22 protein-coding genes are annotated in these 19,603 nt (G+C 57.4%); 5 read left to right on the top strand and 17 right to left on the bottom strand.

From position 1 onward, the window contains the following. Positions 1-21 precede the first annotated feature (21 nt). Positions 22-1,233, bottom strand: coding sequence for an O-succinylhomoserine sulfhydrylase (locus HO274_RS12640; RefSeq protein ID WP_031597546.1), 1,212 nt, complete (start codon positions 1,231-1,233; stop codon positions 22-24). A gap of 13 nt (positions 1,234-1,246) precedes the next feature. Then, positions 1,247-2,767, bottom strand: a complete 1,521-nt coding sequence (gene purF, locus HO274_RS12635) for an amidophosphoribosyltransferase (RefSeq protein ID WP_031597545.1) — start codon at positions 2,765-2,767, stop codon at positions 1,247-1,249. A gap of 161 nt (positions 2,768-2,928) precedes the next feature. On the opposite strand from purF, the gene HO274_RS12630 reads away from it, so the two are divergent. Then, the gene (locus HO274_RS12630) at positions 2,929-3,465 is read left to right on the top strand and encodes a CvpA family protein (RefSeq protein WP_273120188.1); all 537 of its coding nucleotides are present in this window, start codon (positions 2,929-2,931) and stop codon (positions 3,463-3,465) included. Here the strand turns inward: HO274_RS12630 and HO274_RS12625 are convergent. The 10 genes from HO274_RS12625 to HO274_RS12580 all read right to left on the bottom strand — a co-directional run bounded on the left by HO274_RS12625 (position 3,459) and on the right by HO274_RS12580 (position 12,049). Further along, positions 3,459-4,145 carry an SPOR domain-containing protein gene (locus HO274_RS12625; RefSeq protein WP_273120186.1) on the bottom strand — a complete coding sequence of 229 codons (687 nt, stop codon included), beginning with the start codon at positions 4,143-4,145 and terminating at the stop codon, positions 3,459-3,461. The genes HO274_RS12630 and HO274_RS12625 overlap by 7 nt on opposite strands. A gap of 4 nt (positions 4,146-4,149) precedes the next feature. Continuing rightward, positions 4,150-5,025: an acetyl-CoA carboxylase, carboxyltransferase subunit beta gene (accD, locus tag HO274_RS12620; protein ID WP_031597540.1), complete on the bottom strand. Its 876-nt coding sequence runs from the start codon at positions 5,023-5,025 to the stop codon at positions 4,150-4,152. Next, positions 5,022-5,825: a tryptophan synthase subunit alpha gene (trpA, locus tag HO274_RS12615; RefSeq protein ID WP_062187457.1), complete on the bottom strand. Its 804-nt coding sequence runs from the start codon at positions 5,823-5,825 to the stop codon at positions 5,022-5,024. The genes accD and trpA overlap by 4 nt, the downstream gene beginning before the upstream one ends. 12 nt (positions 5,826-5,837) lie before the next feature. After that, complete coding sequence (trpB, locus tag HO274_RS12610; protein WP_420537411.1) at positions 5,838-7,031, bottom strand: tryptophan synthase subunit beta; 1,194 nt, start codon at positions 7,029-7,031, stop codon at positions 5,838-5,840. A gap of 5 nt (positions 7,032-7,036) precedes the next feature. Then, positions 7,037-7,702: a phosphoribosylanthranilate isomerase gene (locus HO274_RS12605; RefSeq protein WP_273120180.1), complete on the bottom strand. Its 666-nt coding sequence runs from the start codon at positions 7,700-7,702 to the stop codon at positions 7,037-7,039. Then, positions 7,672-8,442, bottom strand: coding sequence for a tRNA pseudouridine(38-40) synthase TruA (gene truA / locus HO274_RS12600; protein ID WP_273120177.1), 771 nt, complete (start codon positions 8,440-8,442; stop codon positions 7,672-7,674). Before truA ends, HO274_RS12605 begins: the two co-directional genes overlap by 31 nt. Positions 8,443-8,445: 3 nt before the next feature. Continuing rightward, positions 8,446-9,573, bottom strand: coding sequence for an aspartate-semialdehyde dehydrogenase (asd, locus tag HO274_RS12595; protein WP_273120175.1), 1,128 nt, complete (start codon positions 9,571-9,573; stop codon positions 8,446-8,448). A gap of 11 nt (positions 9,574-9,584) precedes the next feature. Next, positions 9,585-10,658 (bottom strand): 3-isopropylmalate dehydrogenase, encoded by a 1,074-nt coding sequence (gene leuB, locus HO274_RS12590; protein WP_273120173.1) that lies wholly within the window; start codon positions 10,656-10,658, stop codon positions 9,585-9,587. A gap of 88 nt (positions 10,659-10,746) precedes the next feature. Next, on the bottom strand, positions 10,747-11,499 hold the full coding sequence (locus HO274_RS12585) for an SDR family oxidoreductase (RefSeq protein ID WP_273120171.1): 753 nt from the start codon (positions 11,497-11,499) through the stop codon (positions 10,747-10,749). Positions 11,500-11,512: 13 nt separating this feature from the next. Next, positions 11,513-12,049, bottom strand: a complete 537-nt coding sequence (locus tag HO274_RS12580) for a DUF3455 domain-containing protein (protein ID WP_273120168.1) — start codon at positions 12,047-12,049, stop codon at positions 11,513-11,515. Positions 12,050-12,211: 162 nt separating this feature from the next. Between HO274_RS12580 and tsaD the strand changes: the two genes are divergently transcribed. Further along, positions 12,212-13,243, top strand: coding sequence for a tRNA (adenosine(37)-N6)-threonylcarbamoyltransferase complex transferase subunit TsaD (gene tsaD / locus HO274_RS12575; RefSeq protein WP_273120165.1), 1,032 nt, complete (start codon positions 12,212-12,214; stop codon positions 13,241-13,243). On the opposite strand, the gene HO274_RS12570 is transcribed toward tsaD, so the two are convergent. The 5 genes from HO274_RS12570 to HO274_RS12550 all read right to left on the bottom strand — a co-directional run bounded on the left by HO274_RS12570 (position 13,194) and on the right by HO274_RS12550 (position 18,310). After that, the gene (locus tag HO274_RS12570) at positions 13,194-14,018 is read right to left on the bottom strand and encodes a HesA/MoeB/ThiF family protein (protein ID WP_273120162.1); all 825 of its coding nucleotides are present in this window, start codon (positions 14,016-14,018) and stop codon (positions 13,194-13,196) included. The genes tsaD and HO274_RS12570 overlap by 50 nt on opposite strands. Before the next feature lie 20 nt (positions 14,019-14,038). Continuing rightward, a complete protein-coding gene (locus HO274_RS12565; protein WP_273120159.1) occupies positions 14,039-15,508 on the bottom strand; it encodes a S41 family peptidase in 1,470 nt (489 codons plus the stop codon). 44 nt (positions 15,509-15,552) lie between these two features. Beyond that, positions 15,553-16,797, bottom strand: a complete 1,245-nt coding sequence (locus tag HO274_RS12560) for a murein hydrolase activator EnvC family protein (RefSeq protein ID WP_062187438.1) — start codon at positions 16,795-16,797, stop codon at positions 15,553-15,555. A 7-nt stretch (positions 16,798-16,804) separates the two neighbouring features. Continuing rightward, the gene (gpmA, locus tag HO274_RS12555) at positions 16,805-17,554 is read right to left on the bottom strand and encodes a 2,3-diphosphoglycerate-dependent phosphoglycerate mutase (protein ID WP_337954666.1); all 750 of its coding nucleotides are present in this window, start codon (positions 17,552-17,554) and stop codon (positions 16,805-16,807) included. 93 nt (positions 17,555-17,647) lie between these two features. Then, positions 17,648-18,310 carry a DNA-3-methyladenine glycosylase family protein gene (locus tag HO274_RS12550; protein ID WP_273120157.1) on the bottom strand — a complete coding sequence of 221 codons (663 nt, stop codon included), beginning with the start codon at positions 18,308-18,310 and terminating at the stop codon, positions 17,648-17,650. 84 nt (positions 18,311-18,394) lie between these two features. Between HO274_RS12550 and HO274_RS12545 the strand changes: the two genes are divergently transcribed. The 3 genes from HO274_RS12545 to secB are packed head-to-tail and all read left to right on the top strand — an operon-like array spanning position 18,395 to position 19,601. Next, positions 18,395-18,826: a rhodanese-like domain-containing protein gene (locus HO274_RS12545; protein ID WP_273120155.1), complete on the top strand. Its 432-nt coding sequence runs from the start codon at positions 18,395-18,397 to the stop codon at positions 18,824-18,826. Between the two features lie 8 nt (positions 18,827-18,834). Next, on the top strand, positions 18,835-19,095 hold the full coding sequence (grxC, locus tag HO274_RS12540) for a glutaredoxin 3 (RefSeq protein WP_031597518.1): 261 nt from the start codon (positions 18,835-18,837) through the stop codon (positions 19,093-19,095). Positions 19,096-19,136: 41 nt separating this feature from the next. Beyond that, on the top strand, positions 19,137-19,601 hold the full coding sequence (gene secB, locus HO274_RS12535) for a protein-export chaperone SecB (RefSeq protein WP_031597517.1): 465 nt from the start codon (positions 19,137-19,139) through the stop codon (positions 19,599-19,601). Positions 19,602-19,603: the final 2 nt, after the last annotated feature.

Genomic DNA, 19,603 nt, shown 5'->3' with positions numbered 1-19,603 from the left:
CCTCAGGATAGCGTAGAAGAATTAGGCTTGGATTAGCCCCCGTGCCAGATCGCGTTGCAAGTCGGTCACCGCTTCCAATCCCACGGACAGGCGCAACATGCCGGGCGTAATGCCCGCTGCCTGACGCACTTCCTCGCTCAATCGACCATGAGTCGTGGTACTCGGATGGGTCAGTGTACTTTTGGTGTCTCCCAGATTGCCCGTGACAGAAATCAGACGCAGGGCATCGATGATGTGCCAGGCCGCCCCTTGCCCACCTGCCACTTCAAAGGTCACCACGGCCCCCCCTTTGCCACCCTGCTGACGCAGGGCCAGATCATGCTGGGGATGAGAGGGCAACCCAGGATACAGCACACGCGTCACAGCCGGCAAGGTCTCCAGCCATTCGGCCAACACCTGAGCACGGGCGCATTGGGCTTCCATGCGCAAGGCCAGGGTTTCCATTCCCTTGAGGCAGACCCAAGCGTTGAAGGGACTCAGGCTCGGACCCGCCGTGCGCACGAATTGATAAATCGGACTGTCCATGACCAATGCCTGGGAACCCAGGATCGCCCCGCCCAATACTCGTCCCTGTCCATCCAGGTATTTGGTGGCTGAATGAACCACCAGATCCGCGCCCAGTTCCAGGGGGCGTTGCAGGATGGGCGTACAAAAACAGTTGTCCACCACCAGGTGGATTCCATGGTCGTGGGCCACCGTGGCCAAACCAGCCAGGTCCACCAGTTCCATGGTGGGATTGGCGGGGGTCTCCACGAAAAACAAACGGGTTTCGGGACGTACGGCCCGGTCCCAGGCGTGCAGATCGCTCAGAGGTACAAAGGTGCTGGTAACCCCGAAACGCGCCAAAATGCCGGTCAGCATTTGCACTGTGGACCCAAACAAACTGCGCGCGGCCACCACGTGGTCCCCGGCTTTGAGCAACCCCATGAATACCGTAAGGATGGCCGACATGCCACTGGACGTTGCCAGACAGGCTTCGGCCCCTTCAAGCGCAGCCAACCGCTCCTGAAAGGCGGTCACCGTGGGGTTGGTAAAACGGGAGTAGATCATGCCCGGTTCACGATTGGTAAAACGATCTGCCGCCTGCTGCGCATCATCAAAGACGTAACTGGAGGTCAGATAAAGTGCTTCGGAATGTTCGTTAAAGGCACTGCGGTGAATCCCCGAACGGACGGCACGGGTTTCCAGGGCCCACTCATCATCTGCCTGGGGAGAAGCATTTTCTGTCGTCATTGCCCGCCCTTCCCTACGCCGCAGCCGTTGTGCGCAGGTTGAAATCCAGATCCAGTTGCTGGGTTTGATCCTCTTTCTCATCCTCGCGTCGATTTTCCAGCACTTGCAAGTAGGCCTCGTCCACATCTCCCGTAACATACCAACCATTGAAACAGGAAGTATCGAATTCACGAATTCCATGGCTGGCCCCATCCATGGCCAGCACCAGATCTCCCAGATCCTGATAGAACACCCGATCTGCCCCGATTTCCCGCGCAATGGCCTCATCATCCCGCCCCGTGGCCAGTAATTCGCGCCGCGTCGGCATGTCGATGCCGTACACGTTGGGAAAACGCACGGGAGGTGCTGCCGAGGCAAAGATCACTTGTTTTGCGCCACAGTCTCGCGCCATCTGAACGATTTCCCGGCTGGTGGTGCCCCGTACGATGGAATCATCCACCAGCAGAACCGATTTGCCGCGAAATTCCTGGGCTATGGCATTCAATTTCTGACGAACGGAACGTTTTCGCTCCGCCTGACCGGGCATGATAAAGGTGCGTCCTATGTAGCGGTTCTTGATAAACCCCTCGCGATAGGGCACACCCAATGTGGTGGCCAGTTGCAGGGCACTGGGTCGACTCGTGTCGGGAATGGGAATGACCACATCCACCACCAGGTTCGGTGCCAATTGACGAATCCGTTGCCCCAGCAGTTCTCCCATTCGCAGACGGGTTTCATACACGGAAATCCCATCCATGACCGAATCAGGCCGGGCCAGATAGACGAATTCGAAGATACAGGGCACCTTGTGTGCCTGCGGGGCACAGAGGAGCGTATGCAAGCGCCCGTTCTGATCGACGAAAAGAGCTTCGCCAGGTTCGACATCGCGCATCAAGGTGAAGCCCAACGCATCCAGCGCCACGCTTTCCGAGGCCACCATGTACTCCATACCCTGGGAGGTTTCATGAGATCCAATCACCAACGGACGAATGCCGAAAGGATCTCGAAAAGCCAGCAAACCATGACCCGCAATCAGGGCCACTACGGCGTAAGCGCCACGGCAGCGTTGATACACACGGGTCACCGCCGAAAATATTTCCGGGGTGCTCAGACGATGCCCCTGAGCCACTTCATCCAGTTCATGGGCCAGCACATTAAGCAGAACTTCCGAGTCTGAACTGGTATTCACATGGCGTCGATCCTCTTCAAACAATTCGGCGCGCAGAACAGCGGTATTGGTCAGATTGCCGTTATGCCCTAGAACGATGCCAAAGGGAGAATTGACGTAGAAGGGTTGAGCTTCTGCGGAGGAAACAGCAGACCCTGCCGTCGGATAACGACAATGGGCGATGCCCATATTGCCCAGCAAAGAGCGCATGTCGCGGGTACGAAAGACATCCCGTACCAGACCCAGCCCTTTATGCATGTGAAAGGTGTTGCCCTGCGCCGTCGTAATGCCTGCGGCATCCTGACCGCGATGCTGCAGGAGCTGGAGAGCGTCGTACAATAACTGGTTGACGGGTGAGTTCGCCACGATACCGACGATTCCGCACATGAGCCCTGTCCTCGCAGAGTATGACAAGACGTCATTTTAGCGGATTTATGCGGGCTCGGCTGGGAAAACACACTGCACGGATTTTGCCCCGAAGTCCCCAGCCACCGGAACGGGGGGGAATGCTAAAATGAACGGCCCGCCTTTTTCCGAGAGTCTGCTCCTTGATCAACGATATCCTGCACAGTCCCCTCTGGACCTACTTCGCCACCTATACCTGGTTAGACCTGTTGCTGACAGGAATACTGCTGGCTTCCATCCTGTTCGGCTGGACTCGCGGCATGGTGAGGGAATTTTTCAGTCTGGTCAGTTGGCTGCTGGCCTTCTGGGTGGCCCACACCTGGAGCGAAAAGTTATCCCATGCCTTGCACCCCTGGATCTCCCAGGAGGTCCTGCGCTGGGTCCTGGCTTTCCTGTTGATTTTTGCAGGGGTTCTGATTCTGGTCCGGTTGATCAGTACCCTGCTCCAACGCATCGTCAAAAAAATCGGGCTGGGTTCTCTGGACGGCCTGCTGGGCGCACTGTTCGGTCTGCTGCGCGGAGGATTGCTCCTCCTAGCCCTGCTCCTGCTGGCCGGGTTGACCCCCCTGCCCCGTCAGGCCGACTGGAAAGAATCGCGCCTCCTGCCCTATGCCATGCCGGGCGTCCACCGGATTCTGAGTTGGTTGCCCCCTGCCCTGTCCCAACTCTTTCACTATTGAGGCGAGGATACCCGCATACCCTGCACTCCCAACTGATTCAGCCGTTGCAGGGCAGAACTCAGGGCAGATTCGCTGGGGAAGGGGCCAATGCGTACCCGCCAACGGGGGGTCCCCGCAGACTCTAGGGAGTCGATGTGGGGTGGAAATCCCAATTTGAGCAATTTTTTTTCCAGTTGAGTCACCCGTTCCTGATGGGCAAATACCCCCACCTGAATCCAAATTTCTGTTCCTGCTGCTGCAACTTCTGATTTGTTGGCTTCTCCCCTCGCTATGGCGGGAAGGGCGTCCACCGTTTTGGACTTGACGGTCTCCGGTTTTCTCACTGGCGTTTGGGTGATGGGTTTCTGTACGGGAACCGCTGCCGAAGGAGTAGTCTCTTTTTCGACAGACAAATCCACCAGTTCTTCCGTGGTCACCACGGGGTTCGTTGCAACGGAGGATCTCACCCCGACACTTCCTGAGGCGGTTCCTGCCGGCGGTGTAGAACCGTAAAGTTGCGGCACCACGGGGACAGCGGGCGCAATGGAAGGGGTTGGGCTAACGTTTCCCTCTTTGGGCGCACGCGCCTGATCGAGCAGCAGGGGAACGCCCACAGCCGTCAACGATGCCAGCACCCCCACCCCAATCAGGCGCTGGCGATGACGCTGACGCATCAACTGAAGGTCGGGATTGTTTTCCATGCAGTCAAAGGGCAGATACTTCCTCGGGATCGATGGTCAGAATACTCAATAGATTGGCAATGCGAGTGCGCTGCTGACGTCGATCCATAATCATGTCGATGGCGCCCTTGGCCAGCAAAAACTCGGAACGCTGAAACCCATCGGGCAATACCTCGCGTACGGTCTGCTCGATCACCCGCGGTCCGGCAAAACCGATCAGGGCATTGGGTTCGGCAATCACCACATCCCCGATCATGGCAAAACTGGCCGATACTCCGCCCATGGTGGGGTCTGTCAACACCGAAATGTAGGGCAGACGTGCTTCGGCCAAACGAGTCAACGCGGCACAGGTCTTGGCCATCTGCATCAGGGAAAGCAGTCCTTCCTGCATGCGCGCTCCCCCACTGGCCAGAAAACACACGAAGGGGCATTGGGAATCGAGGGACGCCTGGACCGCGCGCACAAAGCGCTCCCCCACCACGGACCCCATGGACCCCCCCATGAACTCGAACTCGAAGGCCGCCACCACGATGGGCATTCCCTCAAGAAACCCCTGCATCACCACCAAAGCATCTGTTTCAGCCGTATTGGTTTGAGCCTCGCTCAGTCGTTCGGTATAGCGCCGACTGTCCTTGAATTTAAGGGGATCGATGGGCACGATTTCCGCGCCCAGTTCCACTCGTCCTTCCGGGTCCAGAAAACCATCCAGACGAATGCGTGCCGTAATACGCAGATGGTGCGCACACTTGGGGCAGACATGCAGGTTGGCCTCGAGATCCGTACGATAGAGTACCGCCTCACAGGAAGGGCACTTGACCCATAATCCTTCAGGCACCGATCCCTTGACATTTTTCTTGTCCCGCTTGATGCGCGGGGGCAATAGTTTCTTGAACCAACTCATTGGGCACCGTCCATGGCAAGACGAAATTGGCGCATCAGCGCCTCTGCTCGGCGGGGCACCTCGGTCGGTGTACTGGCCTCGATTTCTTCAACCAGACGGGACCCGACCACCACCGCATCTGCAACTTCCGACAAACGTCGGGCCGTAGCCCCATCGCGAATACCAAAACCCACCCCCACCGGAACCTTGGCATAGGAACGAATGCGAGCAACCTGAGTGGCCACCGCTTCCACCTCCAGATGTCCCGCACCGGTCACGCCCCGCAAGGAGACATAGTACAGATATCCCGTGGCAAGTTGTGCGATTTCACGCATGCGCTGCTCCGTCGTGGTGGGTGACAACAAAAAGATGGTATCGATCCCAACCAAGGTCAGCGCAGCTTTCAGGTGGCGTGCCTCGAGGGGGGGATAGTCCACCACCAGCACACCATCCACGCCGGCGGCCCGAGCCTGTAAGGCAAAGGCATCCAACCCCAGGCGTTCGATGGGATTGGCATACCCCATCAATACCACCGGGGTCATACCGTCTGTTTGACGAAACTCGGTCACCACGGCCAGCACATCGGTCAGGGTCACTCCGTTCTGCAAGGCACGCTCGCTGGCGCGCTGGATGGTGGGACCATCGGCCATGGGGTCGGAAAAAGGAATCCCCAGTTCCAGGATGTCGGCGCCCCCGGACACCAAGGCCTGCATGGTGGGAACAGCCGACTCCAGCAAGGGGTCTCCCACGGTGAAAAACGGGATCAAAGCCTTCCGGTTCAAACCGGACAAGTGTGCAAAAGTGGATGCAATTCGCGACAAAATCAACCTCTCCTAAAGATGCAAACCACTGCGTTCGGCCACCGTCGCCATATCTTTGTCTCCACGCCCGGACAGGTTGACCAGAATGATCTGATCCCTCCCCAGCGCAGGGGCCATTTTCATGGCTTGAGCTACGGCATGACTGGATTCCAGAGCCGGCAGAATTCCTTCCAGGCGACACAGGGTATGGAAGGCTTGAAGTGCTTCCTCATCGGTGATGGCCACATAGGACGCCCGGCCGTTGTCCTTGAGCCAGGCGTGTTCCGGCCCCACGCCTGGATAATCGAGCCCCGCCGAAATGGAATGGGTTTCGATGATCTGACCGTGCGCGTCCTGCAGCAAATAAGTGCGGTTTCCATGCAAGACCCCAGGCACTCCGGCAGACAGGGAAGCGGCATGACGTCCGCTGGACAAGCCGTCACCCCCGGCTTCCACCCCGATCAAACGAACCGACTCCTGCAGGATATACGGGTAAAAAATCCCCATGGCATTGGACCCCCCGCCCACACAGGCCAAAATTACATCGGGCTGACGCCCCACCAACTCGGGCATCTGAGTCAAACACTCGCGCCCCACCACGGCATTGAAATCGCGCACCATGGTGGGGTAAGGATGGGGACCTGCCACCGTACCGATGATATAGAAAGTATCATCAATATGGGTGACCCAGTCACGCATGGCTTCGTTCAAGGCATCCTTGAGAGTTTTGGAACCACTTTCTACAGGCACCACCTGGGCGCCCAATAACTTCATGCGGTAGACATTCTGGGCTTGGCGCCGCACGTCCTCTGCCCCCATGTAGACCACGCATTCCATGCCATAACGCGCCGCCACGGTGGCCGTCGCCACCCCATGCTGACCAGCACCGGTTTCGGCAATAACCCGCGGTTTACTCATGCGCCGGGCCAGCATGGCCTGACCAATGGTATTGTTGACCTTATGGGCACCGGTATGGTTGAGATCCTCGCGTTTCAGATAGATCTGCGCCCCCCCCAAATGTTCGGATAACCTTTTGGCATGATAAATCGGGCTGGGGCGCCCCACATAGTGATGCAACTCATGGGCCAACTCGGCCAGAAATTCCGGGTCCTGGCGGTAACGCTCGTATTGCGTCTTGAGTTCCTCGATGGCGGCCATCAAAGTTTCGGATACGAAGGTCCCCCCATAGGGACCAAAATACCCTTCCTGGTCCGGCAAATCATACACGTTCATCACTTCTCCCTGTCAAAACCATCGGCCTTCGCCACCGCTTCCAAAAAATTCTGCACGCGCAGGCGATCCTTGCGTCCTGGTGCCCTCTCCACGCCACTGCTCACATCCACAGCCCAAGGATGTACGGTCCTGACTGCTTCCCCTACGTTATGGTCAGTCAAACCACCGGACAGCACCAGAGGGCAGGGTAACTGACGGGGCAACACTGACCAGTCGAAGGTCTGCCCAGTACCGCCAGGGATCCCCGGAACGAAAGCATCCACTAGAATCCCCTGAGCCTTTTCATGGCATGCCGCGAATTGTACCAAATCAAAGCCCTCGTGAACGCGCGCTGCCTTGATATAAGGCACCCCATAGCCTGCACAGTCCTGTGCCGACTCTTCGCCATGGAACTGGAGGCAGTCCAAAGAAACCGTCGCCAGAGTCTGTTCAATGGTATCTCGGGAGGCATCCACGAACAGTCCCACCACGCTGACAAAGGGGGGCAAAGCCGCCCGGATGGCCTGCGCCCGATCCAAATCGAGGGCGCGAACACTGGGAGGGTAAAATACCAATCCCACCGCATCTACCCCGGCCGCCGCCACTTCCAGCGCGTCCTCCACCGTGGTCAAGCCACACACCTTGACGCGGGTTCTCATTCCTGGCGCCCCCTCGGCAAATTCCATGCTTCATCATACTCCACTGCGCTCAGACAAAGGCCCTCCGGCGCAAAGGTCGGCGCAGCCCGGCTACGATCACCCTGCCGTAATAATTCCGCCATCCATTCCGGGGACGCCGCACCACTGCCCACCTGGATCAGGGCACCCACCAGATTGCGCACCATGTGCTGGAGAAAAGCATCCGCCTGAAAAGTAAAATGAAATTCTTCTCCCACCCTCTCCACTTCAGCCCGCAACAGCGTCTTGATCGGCGTTTTGGCTTGACACTCCGCCGCGCGAAAAGCGCTGAAATCATGGGTTCCGAGTATCCATCCACACCCCGCGCGCAATTTGTCCAGGGTCAGGGGACGATGCGTCCACCCCAACACGCCGCTGGCATAAGCCGGACGTACCGGATGACTGAGCAGGCGATAACGATAGGTGCGTGAACGGGCCGAAAAACGCGCATGGAAAGGTTCAACCACCGGCCAGGCCCATAGAACCGCAACCGTAGACGGCAAATGGGCATTGGTGCCCCGCACCCAGGCCTGAAGGGAACGCCCCACGGACGTATCAAAGTGAACCACCTGACCGGTGGCATGCACCCCACGGTCGGTACGCCCCGCCGCAATCACGCCAATAGGTTCTCCCGCCACCGCCGCCAGTGCACCTTCCAGCACGCCTTGCACCGTCAGGTCCCGGAGCTGACGCTGCCAGCCATGAAAATCACTGCCCTGATACTCCACCCCCAAGGCAATTCGCCCCATCACTCAACGATCCAGCAAAAGACGCAACATGCGGCGCAGCGGTTCGGCAGCCCCCCACAACAATTGATCGCCCACCGTGAAGGCCCCCAGATACTCGGGCCCCATGGCCAGGGTATGCAACCGTCCCACAGGAACTTGCAAGGTGCCACTCACCGCCGCAGGGGTCAAAAATCGTTCGCTGGCTTCACGTTCGTTGGGAATGACCCGTACCCATGCATTGGCCTCGGCAATCCGCGCCTCCACCTCGGGCAATGGCACAGAACGACGCAACTTGATGGTCAGTCCCTGGGAATGGCAACGCATTGCCCCCACCCGCACACACAAACCATCCACGGGAATACTGCCCGGACTCCGGAAAGGGGGCAGACCCAGGATCTTGTTACACTCTGCCCCACCCTTCCATTCCTCTTTGCTTTGGCCATGTTCCACGGGCACATCGATCCAGGGAATCACACTTCCGGCCAGGGGAACCCCACGAAAATTCCCGGTGGGCAACGTAGCGGACCGCAGGGTTTCAGCAACCTGGCGGTCGATATCGAGAATGGCCCCTGCCGGATCATCCAAGGCCGTAGCCACTGCGCCGTACAGCGCGCCCATCTGCTGAAGCAATTCGCGCATGTTCTGGGCTCCGGCCCCGGATGCTGCCTGATAGGTCATGGCCGAGACCCACTCCACCCATCCTGCCTGAAAAAGCCCACCCAGAGCCATCAGCATGAGACTAACGGTACAGTTGCCCCCCACGAAATCTCGCACCCCTGCCGCCAATCCCTGTTCGATGACCGGGCGGTTCACCGGATCGAGAATGATCAAGGCATGCTCCTTCATGCGCAGCGTGGACGCCGCATCGATCCAGTACCCAGTCCAACCACGGGCGCGCAAGGCTCCATGCACCTGCTGAGTATATTCCCCACCCTGACAGGTGACGATGATATCAAGAGCCGCCAGGGCATCGATATCATGGGCATCCTGCAGCGTCGCTGCCGTCCCTCCGAAATTCGGGCTCACCTCCCCCGCTTGCGAAGTACTGAAGAAATGTGGTGTAAAGTGCGCGAAATCTCCCTCTTCGCTCATGCGCTGCATCAGCACCGACCCCACCATCCCCCGCCATCCCACCAGCCCAACGGTTTTCATGAATAGTCTCCTCAGTGGGCACGCAGGGCCGTCGCCACTGCATCGCCCATTTGACCTGTAGACACGATTCCTTCGCCGGCCTGGGCAATATCAGCCGTCCGGATACCTTGGGCCAGTACGGAACGCACAGCCTCTTCGATCCGTTCTGCCAGATCGAATCGATGCAGGGAGTAACGGAACATCATGGCAACCGACAGAATCTGGGCCAGAGGATTGGCCTTGCCTTGCCCGGCAATATCCGGGGCACTACCGTGAATGGGTTCATACAAGCCCTGGCCACGGGCATTCAGGGAGGCCGAGGGCAACATGCCGATGGACCCCGTCAGCATGGATGCCTCGTCGGAGAGAATATCCCCGAAAAGGTTGCCAGTGACGATGACATCAAACTGACGGGGATGACGCACCAGTTGCATGGCCGCATTATCCACCAGCATGTGACTCAAAGTCACCTCGGGATACTCGGGAGCGATTTCCGTCACCACGTCACGCCACAGTTGCGTGCATTCCAGTACGTTCATCTTGTCCACGGAACAAAGCCGCCGCTGGCGCCGCATGGCCGCCTGAAAACCCCAGTGAGCCACACGCCGGATTTCCGATTCGGAATAGACCATGGTATTGAATCCTTCCCGTTCACCCGCCCCATTGGTACGGATCCCGCGCGGCTCACCAAAATAGATATCACCCGTCAGTTCCCGCACGATCAGGATATCCAGGCCGGAAACCACCTCGGAACGCAAAGTGGAAGCCGCCACCAGTTCGGGAAAGACCTGGGCGGGGCGCAGGTTGGCAAACAGGTCCATGGCCTTGCGCAAACGCAGCAACCCCCGTTCAGGACGCTGTTCCCGTGGCAGGGTATCGTACCGTGGACCGCCAATGGCGCCAAACAGGACGGCATCGGCCTGTTCACAGAGAGTCAAGGTGGAGGGTGGCAGGGGATCGCCGGTCTGGTCCACCGCCGCCCCCCCCACCGGGGCCACGTCCAGTTCCAGGGAAATTCCCTCGGCGCGCAGAACTTCCAGTATCTTGATGGCCTCGGCCACGATCTCGGGTCCAATGCCATCTCCAGGCAATACGGCGATTTTCATGATTCCTCCTGAACGGACCCTGTTAAGGCCCCACTCCACTGTCGAAACCGGATATTATCGCATAGCCCGCCCGTTCAGGGCTCAAAACTCAGGGATAGTCCTGGCGCGTGGGACGAATCAGGATATCGCTGACATGAACATGGGGCGGACGACTGAGGATATAGTGAATGGCCTCCGCAATATCTTCTCCCACCAGAAGAGGGCCGAAGTTACCCTTGAATTTGTCGACCATTCCTTCCGAATACCCCGCTCCCTCCTGAAAACCACTCAGTACCAGGCCGGGTTCCACCAAACTGACGCGGATGCCCTGTGGCCCTACTTCTCGACGCAATCCCTCCACCAACGCGTGCACGGCAAACTTGGTGGATCCATACACGGCGCTGAAGGGGGAAACATGGCGCCCCACCACGGAACCGATCACCACGATGTCGCCGCCCCGGCGGGGATAGTCCACCTGCGGACGCAGATGATGGGCCGATTTTTGCATGAGAGACAGGGTGGCCGTCACATTCAATTTCAGAATTTCTTCGAAACGGGATAGATCAACCTCGGTCACAGACCCTCCCAACCCGCGCCCGGCGTTGACCACCACGGCACTGGCAAGTTGTCCGAAGTAGGCCTGGGCAGCACTGAACAACTGCACCTGCACAGCCTCCTCTGTAATATCTCCGGCCACTCCATGAAAACGCGGCCCCCACTGACGTTCCAGTTCCTGCAATTTGGCCGCATTGCGCCCATTCCCCAGCACCCCATAGCCTTGGGCAATGAGGGTACGGGCCGTCGCCTCACCGATGCCAGAAGTGGCACCGGTCACAATCACGATTCGGGAAGGAGAATTCATCAGATATATCTCATCAGGGTGCAAAAAATTGGTAAGTGGCCGTATAGGTCACCTTGCTGATCTTACCCTCTTTCCCTACCGTACATCCCTTCACCGGTCCCAGGCCACCGCGCGTATGAATTTGCCGGATGCTCGTCACCTGCGCCAGTGGGCCCTTGCCCACCGCATCGCCTCCCTTCCACAATACCCAGGGAATGTCTTCGGTTTCCTTGGGCGCAGGCGCACTGGCCATGACCACCACCCCGGCAATGGCACTACCCTCCTTCGTACTCCAGCGCGGTCCCTTCACCAGACTGGCCAGTGCATTCCCTGTCCCGTCATAGAGATCGGCCACCGGCCCCTGTGCTGTCCAGGCATAGCCATTGTCACCACTTTTTTCACAGACGTAAGTCTGCACACCTTCCCCCATGGCCTGCAGAATCATTTTCTGATCTGGCGGGGGTGTCAGGGATGCCGGCATCTTGGCGTCCTGTTTCGTGGCACAGGAAGTCAGGGTCAAGAAAACCAGCCCAAGCAGGGAGAAAGATTTTGGAAACCGTACACACCGCATGACATTTACTCCCACAGAACTCAAAGAAGGGCAGTATAAAATGCCAACACCCTTTCTGTCACGACTGGACTCCAAGATCCCAGGATTTTTGCCCAGGGGTTTGCGTCAGACGGATAACTGATAGAATCCACCCTCGTCCAAACGGGTTTGATAGGATCGAGAATGATAGTTCTGGGGATTGAAACCTCCTGTGATGAAACCGGAGTGGCTCTGTATGACGGCGCAAGAGGACTGAGGGCGGAATCATTGCACTCCCAGATCGCCCTCCATGCGGCCTATGGTGGGGTGGTTCCGGAACTGGCCTCGCGGGATCATATTCGTCTTCTGGTCCCACTCATCGAGCGCACTCTGAATGAAGCCCAGGCTGACTTGGCGGATCTGGATGCCATTGCCTATACGGCGGGCCCCGGGTTGGCCGGTGCGCTATTGGTGGGTGCCTCGGTAGCCAGCGCACTGGCGCGCAGTCAACATCTGCCCGCCTATCCGGTGCATCATCTCGAAGGCCATCTCCTTTCCCCTTTTCTGGCCACCGATCCTCCTTCCTTTCCCTTCGTTGCACTTCTGGTTTCCGGCGGACACAGTCAATTCATGGCCGTGGAAGGTTTGGGACGTTACCGCCTACTGGGAGAAACAGTGGACGACGCCGTGGGAGAGGCCTTCGACAAAACGGCTCAACTGCTGGGATTACCCTATCCTGGGGGACCCGCACTGTCCCAGTTGGCCCGTCAGGGAGATCCGGAACGCTTTCATTTACCCCGTCCCCTCCTTCAAAGTGGCGACTTGCAACTCAGTTTCAGTGGTTTGAAAACTGCCGTTGCCCAACGAGTACGCCGTCAATCCCCTGCGGATTACCCGGATATCGCCGCCGCTTTCGAAGCAGCGGTGGTGGATGTACTGACCCATAAAACCCGTCTGGCCCTGCGCATGACCGGCTATACCCAATTGGTGGTGGCGGGGGGGGTAGGGGCCAACCAACCCCTGCGTCAAGCCCTGCGTGCACAACTGGAACCTGCCGGCATCCGGGTTACCTTTCCCCCGGCGCATTTGTGTACGGACAATGGCGCCATGATTGCTTATGCGGGCTACTGTCACTTGCAGAATCCCGCGCTCTGGACCCGCTATCGAGATTCGCTCTCCCCCGGCTTCACCATTCATCCGCGCTGGGACCTGGCTGCCTACGCGACCCATCTCTGACAGGGTTCGGATCAGCCCCCCGCGCTCCGCAACCACAAACCGAGCAAAGAGGATCACGCAGCAAACGCACGGTGCGAAATTCGCTACTCAATCCATCCAGAAGCAGAACGCGTCCCACCAGAGGGTTACCCACGCCCGTCAATACCTTGATCGCCTCCCCTGCCTGCAGGGTTCCCGTCGTACCAGCCAAAGGGGAAAAAACGCCCAACAGGGCACAGCGTTCCTCTTCTTCCAGCCAACTCTCCGGCGGATAGAGACAGGCATAGCAGGGGGTATCTTTCTGTCGAAAATCAAACACGCTGATCTGGGCTGAAAACCGAATGACAGCCCCCGAAACCAAAGGGATGCCGTGCTCCTGGCATGCTCGGTTGAGGGCAAAACGGGTGGCAAAATCGTCACAACAATCGAGAACCAGATCCACCCCCCCAAGGCGATCCCCCCATGCCTCGGGGGCCACTTTCCGGGGATCGACACGAACGTCAATCGTGGGATTGAGTTGCTGCAAGCGCTCGGCGGTGGCCTTCACCTTTAAACGGCCCACGTCCGAACTGGCAAGGGCAATCTGGCGTTGCAGGTTGGTCAGATCCACCACATCCCCATCACAAAGGGTCAGAGTACCGACTCCCGCTGCCGCCAGATAAAGGGAAGCCGGCGAACCCAACCCGCCCACACCGACGATCAGGACATGGGCACGGGTCAACCGTTCCTGCGTTTCTGCTCCCCACGGTTCCAGCAACAAGTGCCGACTGTACCGTAACAGTGCCGAATCTTCCACTTTCCCCTCCCGCACGAAGTTCAGTGCGGTTTGGCCACCTCTTGCTTGAGGTAGGCCCGAGCAGCATCCAGTTGAGGATCCGGCAACTCATCCCCCTTGGCTCCTGGTTTATGTACAGGTTTCCCTGCTTTGTCTGACGCTGGGGTCGCCACAGGTTTTTGGTCGACAGCCGGAGCCGCTGCAGGAGTTTCAGGTAAGGCGGTGGGGGCACCACTCTCGGCAGGTTTGACAGCGGCATCCCCAGGCTTCATCCCGTCGGTGGGATTGGAAAGATGTCCTGTCAGATCTGACTCATGGATTCCCAGGGTGGCTTCCACTGCATCCGCATCGTCGGCCATCACCTTGTCAGGTTCAATTCCCTTGGCCTGAATGGAGCGTCCATTGGGTGTAAAATAACGGGCCGTGGTCAATTTCAGAGCCGTATTCCCGGACAGAGGCAAAATCGTCTGTACCGATCCCTTACCGAAGGTACGCGTCCCCAGGATGAGTGCCCGATGGTGGTCCTGTAAAGCACCGGCCACGATTTCCGAAGCCGAAGCCGATCCGCCATTGACCAACACTACCAGCGGCAACTTCTTGATACCCTTGGGCAGATCCAACAAGTAGTCTTTTTCGCTCGCATCGCGCAGGTAGTTTTCAGGAGTTACCGTCAAATGCATCTTGGCATCGGCTACCCGACCTTCGGTGTAGACCACCAGGGACTCTGGAGGCAGAAATACGCCCGCCACCCCCACAGCCGAGTTCAGCAATCCCCCGGGATTGTTGCGCAGGTCCAGGATCAAACCTTTGGGCTGATCCTTGTTGTCCTTGTAGAACTGTTCAACGGCGTTGGCCAGATCCTCGCCCGTATGTTCCTGGAACTGGCTGATGCGAATCTCGCCGTAGCCTGGGTCGAGTTCCTTCAACTTGACACTCTTCATCTTGATGATGGCCCGTTTCAGGGTGATCACCAACGGTTTGGGTTCGTTCTTGCGCAGAATGGTGAGAGTGATGGGGGTATCGGGTTTGCCGCGCATGCGTTTGACCGCATCATTGAGGGTCATGCCCTTGATCGCCGCGTCATCCAGTTTGATGATGTAATCCCCGGATTTGATGCCCGCCTTGGACGCAGGCGTGTCATCAATGGGGGTGACCACCTTGACCAGACCATCTTCCATGGTGACCTCGATTCCCAACCCACCGAACTCTCCCTGGGTCCCATCCTGAAGTTCTTTATAGGCTTCCTGATCAAGATAAGCCGAATGGGGATCCAATCCTGCCACCATGCCGGTGATGGCTTCCTTGATCAATTTATGATCGTCCACCGGCTCGACATAATCGCTTTTGATACGTCCAAAAATTTCGCTGAAGACACGTAGATCTTCAATAGGCAAGGGACTCCCGGCAGGCGTGGCCGCCTTGTCGGCCACCGCCGAAAAATTGAGGGTCAGGGCAAACCCGAGCAGGGCCCCCAACAGGATCAAACCCAGTTTTTTCAACGGCCCCACCATAATTTTTTTCCTTTTTCAAACGCAAAATTTAAGGGAAAGTCCCATCAGGGATTCCCGACCCAGCGCATGGGATCAATGGGTTTCCCTTGATAACGAAGTTCGAAGTATAGCCCTGATTCATTATTCTCACCGGTGTTTCCCGAACTGGCCACCACACTCCCGGTCTGAACCTTTTCACCCACCCGGGCAAAAAAACTCTGCGCGCCACTGTAAAGACTCATGTAACCGTCGCCGTGGTCAATGATCAACAAATTACCAAATCCTCTCAACCAGTCTGCATAAACCACCTGCCCCGCTGCTACCGCCCGTACCTCTCTGCCTGCGGGCGCATGGATGAATACCCCTCGCCAGGTCAGCCCGGTTTCTGCCCGTGGACTGCCAAAGCGGTTTTTAAGTTCCCCTGCCATGGGCAAACGCAGGTGACCGCGCAAATGAGAAAACGCACTTTCATCCTTCCCCGCTTCTGGAACCTGATCGATGGTGGCGACGGTACTTTCTCCCGCAACCGGGGCCAGATGCCGGTGCAAAACCGCCCGGTGCGAAACGGTGGCCGCATGGCGGCGGGCTTCACGGGCCAAACGATCGATCAATTGGGTCAGACGAGTTTCATCATGACGAAGGGATTCCAGATTTTTACGTTGGCTGTCGAGACGGTTGGAAAGTGACGCCATCAAAGCCGCCCGCGTTGCATTTTCTTCCTTCAGACGCTTTTGCTGAAGGGCCATTTCCGTCTCGACTCGAGCCAGAGCCTGCATCTTTCGTTCGCGATTTCGGGTAATCTCTTCCAAAGTCTGGAGGTTACCGTTCAACTCGTTGATCTTCGAAGTTTGATGACGCGCCAGCACATCCACATAATAAGTCTGCCGTGTCCATTCGTCGGGATGGATCACCCCCAGCGCTTCGGGGAGAGGGGTACCTGCCTGCCAATAATATCGATATTGAATCCAGCGTTCCAGGCTGCGTTGCTGACGCAACACATCGGCCTGGGTATCTTCGGATTGAAGATGCAACCCCCCCAGTTCGGCCTGCAATTGGGTCTGCTGAAGTTCCAGTCGATGCAACTGACTGGTCGTGGCACTGATGGTTTGTTCGGTACGTTGTAACTCTTCCCGGACCTTCTGACGAGATTCTTCCGTGGTGGCAACGTCTTTCTCCACCTGATGGATCCGTTTTTTGAGGTCATGCAGGTCCCGGGTAGGACTGGCCTCTCCTTTTCCTGCCCACAAAGCCAATAAAATCAGTTCGCTCGTCAGTACTGCCCGAAAACACCTACGGAGTACTGGTTTCACCACATCCTCAGGACTGCAGACGACCCTGATTGGCCACAGCTTGGGTCAATACCGCCACTTTGTCGGGGTCACCGAGGTAATAGTGATCAAGCACGGCACCTTGGTCATCCAGTTCATAAATCAAGGGAATCCCCGTGGGAATATTGAGTTCCATGATCTCCTCCCGGGTATGACGCCCAAGATGCTTGATCAGCGCCCGCAGGGAATTACCATGGGCCACCACCAGCACCTGTCGGCCGGACTGAACCATGGGTGCCATGACCTGTTCCCAGAGGGGAACCACCCGCGCCACCGTATCTTCCAGGGTTTCCCCCGCCACGGCCTTTAGGGCCTCCGTGTGCTCATAGCGAGGATCATGGCGCTCTGAACGGGGATCCGACTCCGCCAACAAGGGGGGGGCGGTATCATAACTGCGCCGCCATACCAGCACCTGCTGTTCACCGTATTTTGCTGCGGTCTCGGCCTTGTCCAAACCTTGCAGGGCACCATAATGGCGCTCGTTCAACCGCCAATCCGGAACCGTGGGGATCCACATCCGTTCACAGACTTCCAGTCCCAGCCAAAGGGTCTTGATGGCCCGTTGCAGTACGGAGGTATAGGCAATATCGGGCAGCAACCCTGCATCCTTGATCAATCGACCGGCCTCCACCGCCTCTAGCAACCCGGCAGGGGATAATTCCACATCGGTCCAGCCAGTGAAACGATTTTCCAGATTCCAGACACTTTGTCCATGACGCAGCAACACCAACTTTTTCATAGTCAATCCTGACACTCTTCTCGACGAAACCTCTCCATTCTATCAGAAAGCCCCGGCTTTCTCAGCAGGGGAATTCCATGCGTGGAAGAGCGCTCAATAGATGACCTCCACCGGATCGAGACTACGCCATAACACCCAGGTCACCACACTCCGCCACGGACGCCAGCGTTCCGCATACGAGACCATGTCTGGCACGGGAGCCTCCTTCAGTCCGGAAAAATGAAGGCGCAGCGCACGCTGCAACCCCAGATCCGCCACCGGAAAAACGTCTGGGCGACGAAGATAAAAGATCAGGAACATCTCCGCACTCCACCGCCCGATTCCATGTACCCGTGTGAGAAGTGCGTGTACCTGCGCATCGGAAGCGGCACGCAACTCCGCTTCCGTCACCAACCCCGTACTGAAATGCCGTGCCAGATCCTTGAGATAATCCACTTTTCGCGAGGAATACCCGCATTGGCGCAATTCTTCGAGACTGAGGTCCCGAATCGCAGCGGGTTCCACGGCGCCGAGAGCAGAGAACCGTTTCCAGAGGGAATCGGCCGCCCGAACCGATATCTGCTGACCGGTGATGGCGCGCGCCAAGGTCTGAAAGGCGCTCCCCGCCTCCGTCCATGTCGGTCGGTCGTAACGAGCCATCAGAACGTCCAGGGGCACATCGATTCCCTTCAAAGCCTGTATTGCCTTATCCCAAACCCCTTTCTGATCAAGACGTACGGGGGAATCTTCTGGCCCGGCAGGGAAGGGAGAATTCATGGAATTTCTCATCATCAGAGGTTCTTTTACACATGAAAACACGGATCTCAGTAAAATGGGGGAATTTTTGGATATCCGAAGGAAATGACCGTGCTGGATTTTCTATTGCAACACGTCGCGCTGGTTGTGCTGGTTCTGGCCAGTGGCCTGATGCTGGTGTGGCCCGAAGTCCAATCCCTGATTGCCCAGGAAAAATCCGTGACTACCCTCCAAGCCATCCAACTACTCAATCAGCGCCATGCCCTCGTCATCGATCTGCGCCGGGAAAAGGATTTTGCCCTGGGTCATCTACCCAATGCCCGCCACTATCCCACCGATGAACTGAACGCGCACATATCAGAACTGTCCCAGTGGAAAGAACGTCCCGTTCTATTGGTGGCCTCCGCCCAAAGCACCGGAACTGCCCGTCAAATTCTGCTCAAGGCGGGCTTTGTGGATATTTTCGTTCTCAAGGGAGGAATGACGGCATGGGTCGAGGCAAACCTGCCCATCGCCCATCCTTCTTCTCCGCAGTGAGTACCCCAATGCCCCATGTTCAAATGTATTGCACTGCGCTTTGCCCTTATTGCGTTATGGCTGAAAAATTGCTGACGCACAAGGGTGTCACTTCCATCGAAAAAATCCGCATTGATCTGGACCTCGCCGAGCGTGATGCGATGATTCATCGTACCGGGTGCCGCACCGTTCCGCAAATTTATATTGGCCAGACCCATGTGGGGGGATTTGACGATCTCGCCGCACTGGACCGTCAAGGCCTGCTCGATCCCCTGTTAGACAATGCCTGAACTTTCATTTTTTTATTGACCTCACGCCAGGACTATGCACCATGACCCAAAACGGACAAACCAACACGCCCATGTTTTCCATTGAAAAGATCTATCTGCAGGATTCCTCTTTGGAAATGCCTCTTGCCCCCAAGATATTCCTGGAACGGGAGACTCCGCAAATCGAGATCCAACTCACCAACGATAATCAATCCATCGAAGAAGGGCTTTATCAGTGCACCGTTACCGTCACCGTCACTGCCAAAATCACTGATAAAACCTTGTTTCTGGTGGAAGCCAAACAGGCGGGGATTTTCCGCATTCTCAACATTCCGGCGGAAGACATGCCCATTCTGATGAATGTGACTTGCCCCAATATCCTTTTCCCCTATGTGCGTGAAGTAGTCTCTGATTTATCGACCCGCGCCGGTTTCCCGCCGGTCATTCTCAATCCGGTCAATTTTGAAGTGCTCTATCACCAGCAAATTCAACAAAACGCTATGCCCGCCTCCAGCACGGTTCAGTAACC

It is taken from the genome of Ferrovum myxofaciens (assembly GCF_013181415.1).
Lineage (GTDB): Bacteria > Pseudomonadota > Gammaproteobacteria > Burkholderiales > Ferrovaceae > Ferrovum > Ferrovum myxofaciens.
This window is presented reverse-complemented; position numbering and strand designations above follow the sequence as displayed.

Bases quoted from the DNA above. Each gene is read 5' to 3' on its own strand.
- HO274_RS12640 (WP_031597546.1), bottom strand. From the start codon at position 1,233: ATGACGACAGAAAATGCTTCTCCCCAGGCAGATGATGAGTGGGCCCTG.
- purF (WP_031597545.1), bottom strand. From the start codon at position 2,767: ATGTGCGGAATCGTCGGTATCGTGGCGAACTCACCCGTCAACCAGTTA.
- HO274_RS12625 (WP_273120186.1), bottom strand. From the start codon at position 4,145: ATGGAAAACAATCCCGACCTTCAGTTGATGCGTCAGCGTCATCGCCAG.
- accD (WP_031597540.1), bottom strand. From the start codon at position 5,025: ATGAGTTGGTTCAAGAAACTATTGCCCCCGCGCATCAAGCGGGACAAG.
- HO274_RS12605 (WP_273120180.1), bottom strand. From the start codon at position 7,702: ATGGAATTTGCCGAGGGGGCGCCAGGAATGAGAACCCGCGTCAAGGTG.
- truA (WP_273120177.1), bottom strand. From the start codon at position 8,442: ATGGGGCGAATTGCCTTGGGGGTGGAGTATCAGGGCAGTGATTTTCAT.
- asd (WP_273120175.1), bottom strand. From the start codon at position 9,573: ATGAAAACCGTTGGGCTGGTGGGATGGCGGGGGATGGTGGGGTCGGTG.
- leuB (WP_273120173.1), bottom strand. From the start codon at position 10,658: ATGAAAATCGCCGTATTGCCTGGAGATGGCATTGGACCCGAGATCGTG.
- HO274_RS12585 (WP_273120171.1), bottom strand. From the start codon at position 11,499: ATGAATTCTCCTTCCCGAATCGTGATTGTGACCGGTGCCACTTCTGGC.
- HO274_RS12580 (WP_273120168.1), bottom strand. From the start codon at position 12,049: ATGCGGTGTGTACGGTTTCCAAAATCTTTCTCCCTGCTTGGGCTGGTT.
- tsaD (WP_273120165.1), top strand. From the start codon at position 12,212: ATGATAGTTCTGGGGATTGAAACCTCCTGTGATGAAACCGGAGTGGCT.
- HO274_RS12565 (WP_273120159.1), bottom strand. From the start codon at position 15,508: ATGGTGGGGCCGTTGAAAAAACTGGGTTTGATCCTGTTGGGGGCCCTG.
- gpmA (WP_337954666.1), bottom strand. From the start codon at position 17,554: ATGAAAAAGTTGGTGTTGCTGCGTCATGGACAAAGTGTCTGGAATCTG.
- HO274_RS12550 (WP_273120157.1), bottom strand. From the start codon at position 18,310: ATGAATTCTCCCTTCCCTGCCGGGCCAGAAGATTCCCCCGTACGTCTT.
- HO274_RS12545 (WP_273120155.1), top strand. From the start codon at position 18,395: ATGACCGTGCTGGATTTTCTATTGCAACACGTCGCGCTGGTTGTGCTG.
- grxC (WP_031597518.1), top strand. From the start codon at position 18,835: ATGCCCCATGTTCAAATGTATTGCACTGCGCTTTGCCCTTATTGCGTT.
- secB (WP_031597517.1), top strand. From the start codon at position 19,137: ATGACCCAAAACGGACAAACCAACACGCCCATGTTTTCCATTGAAAAG.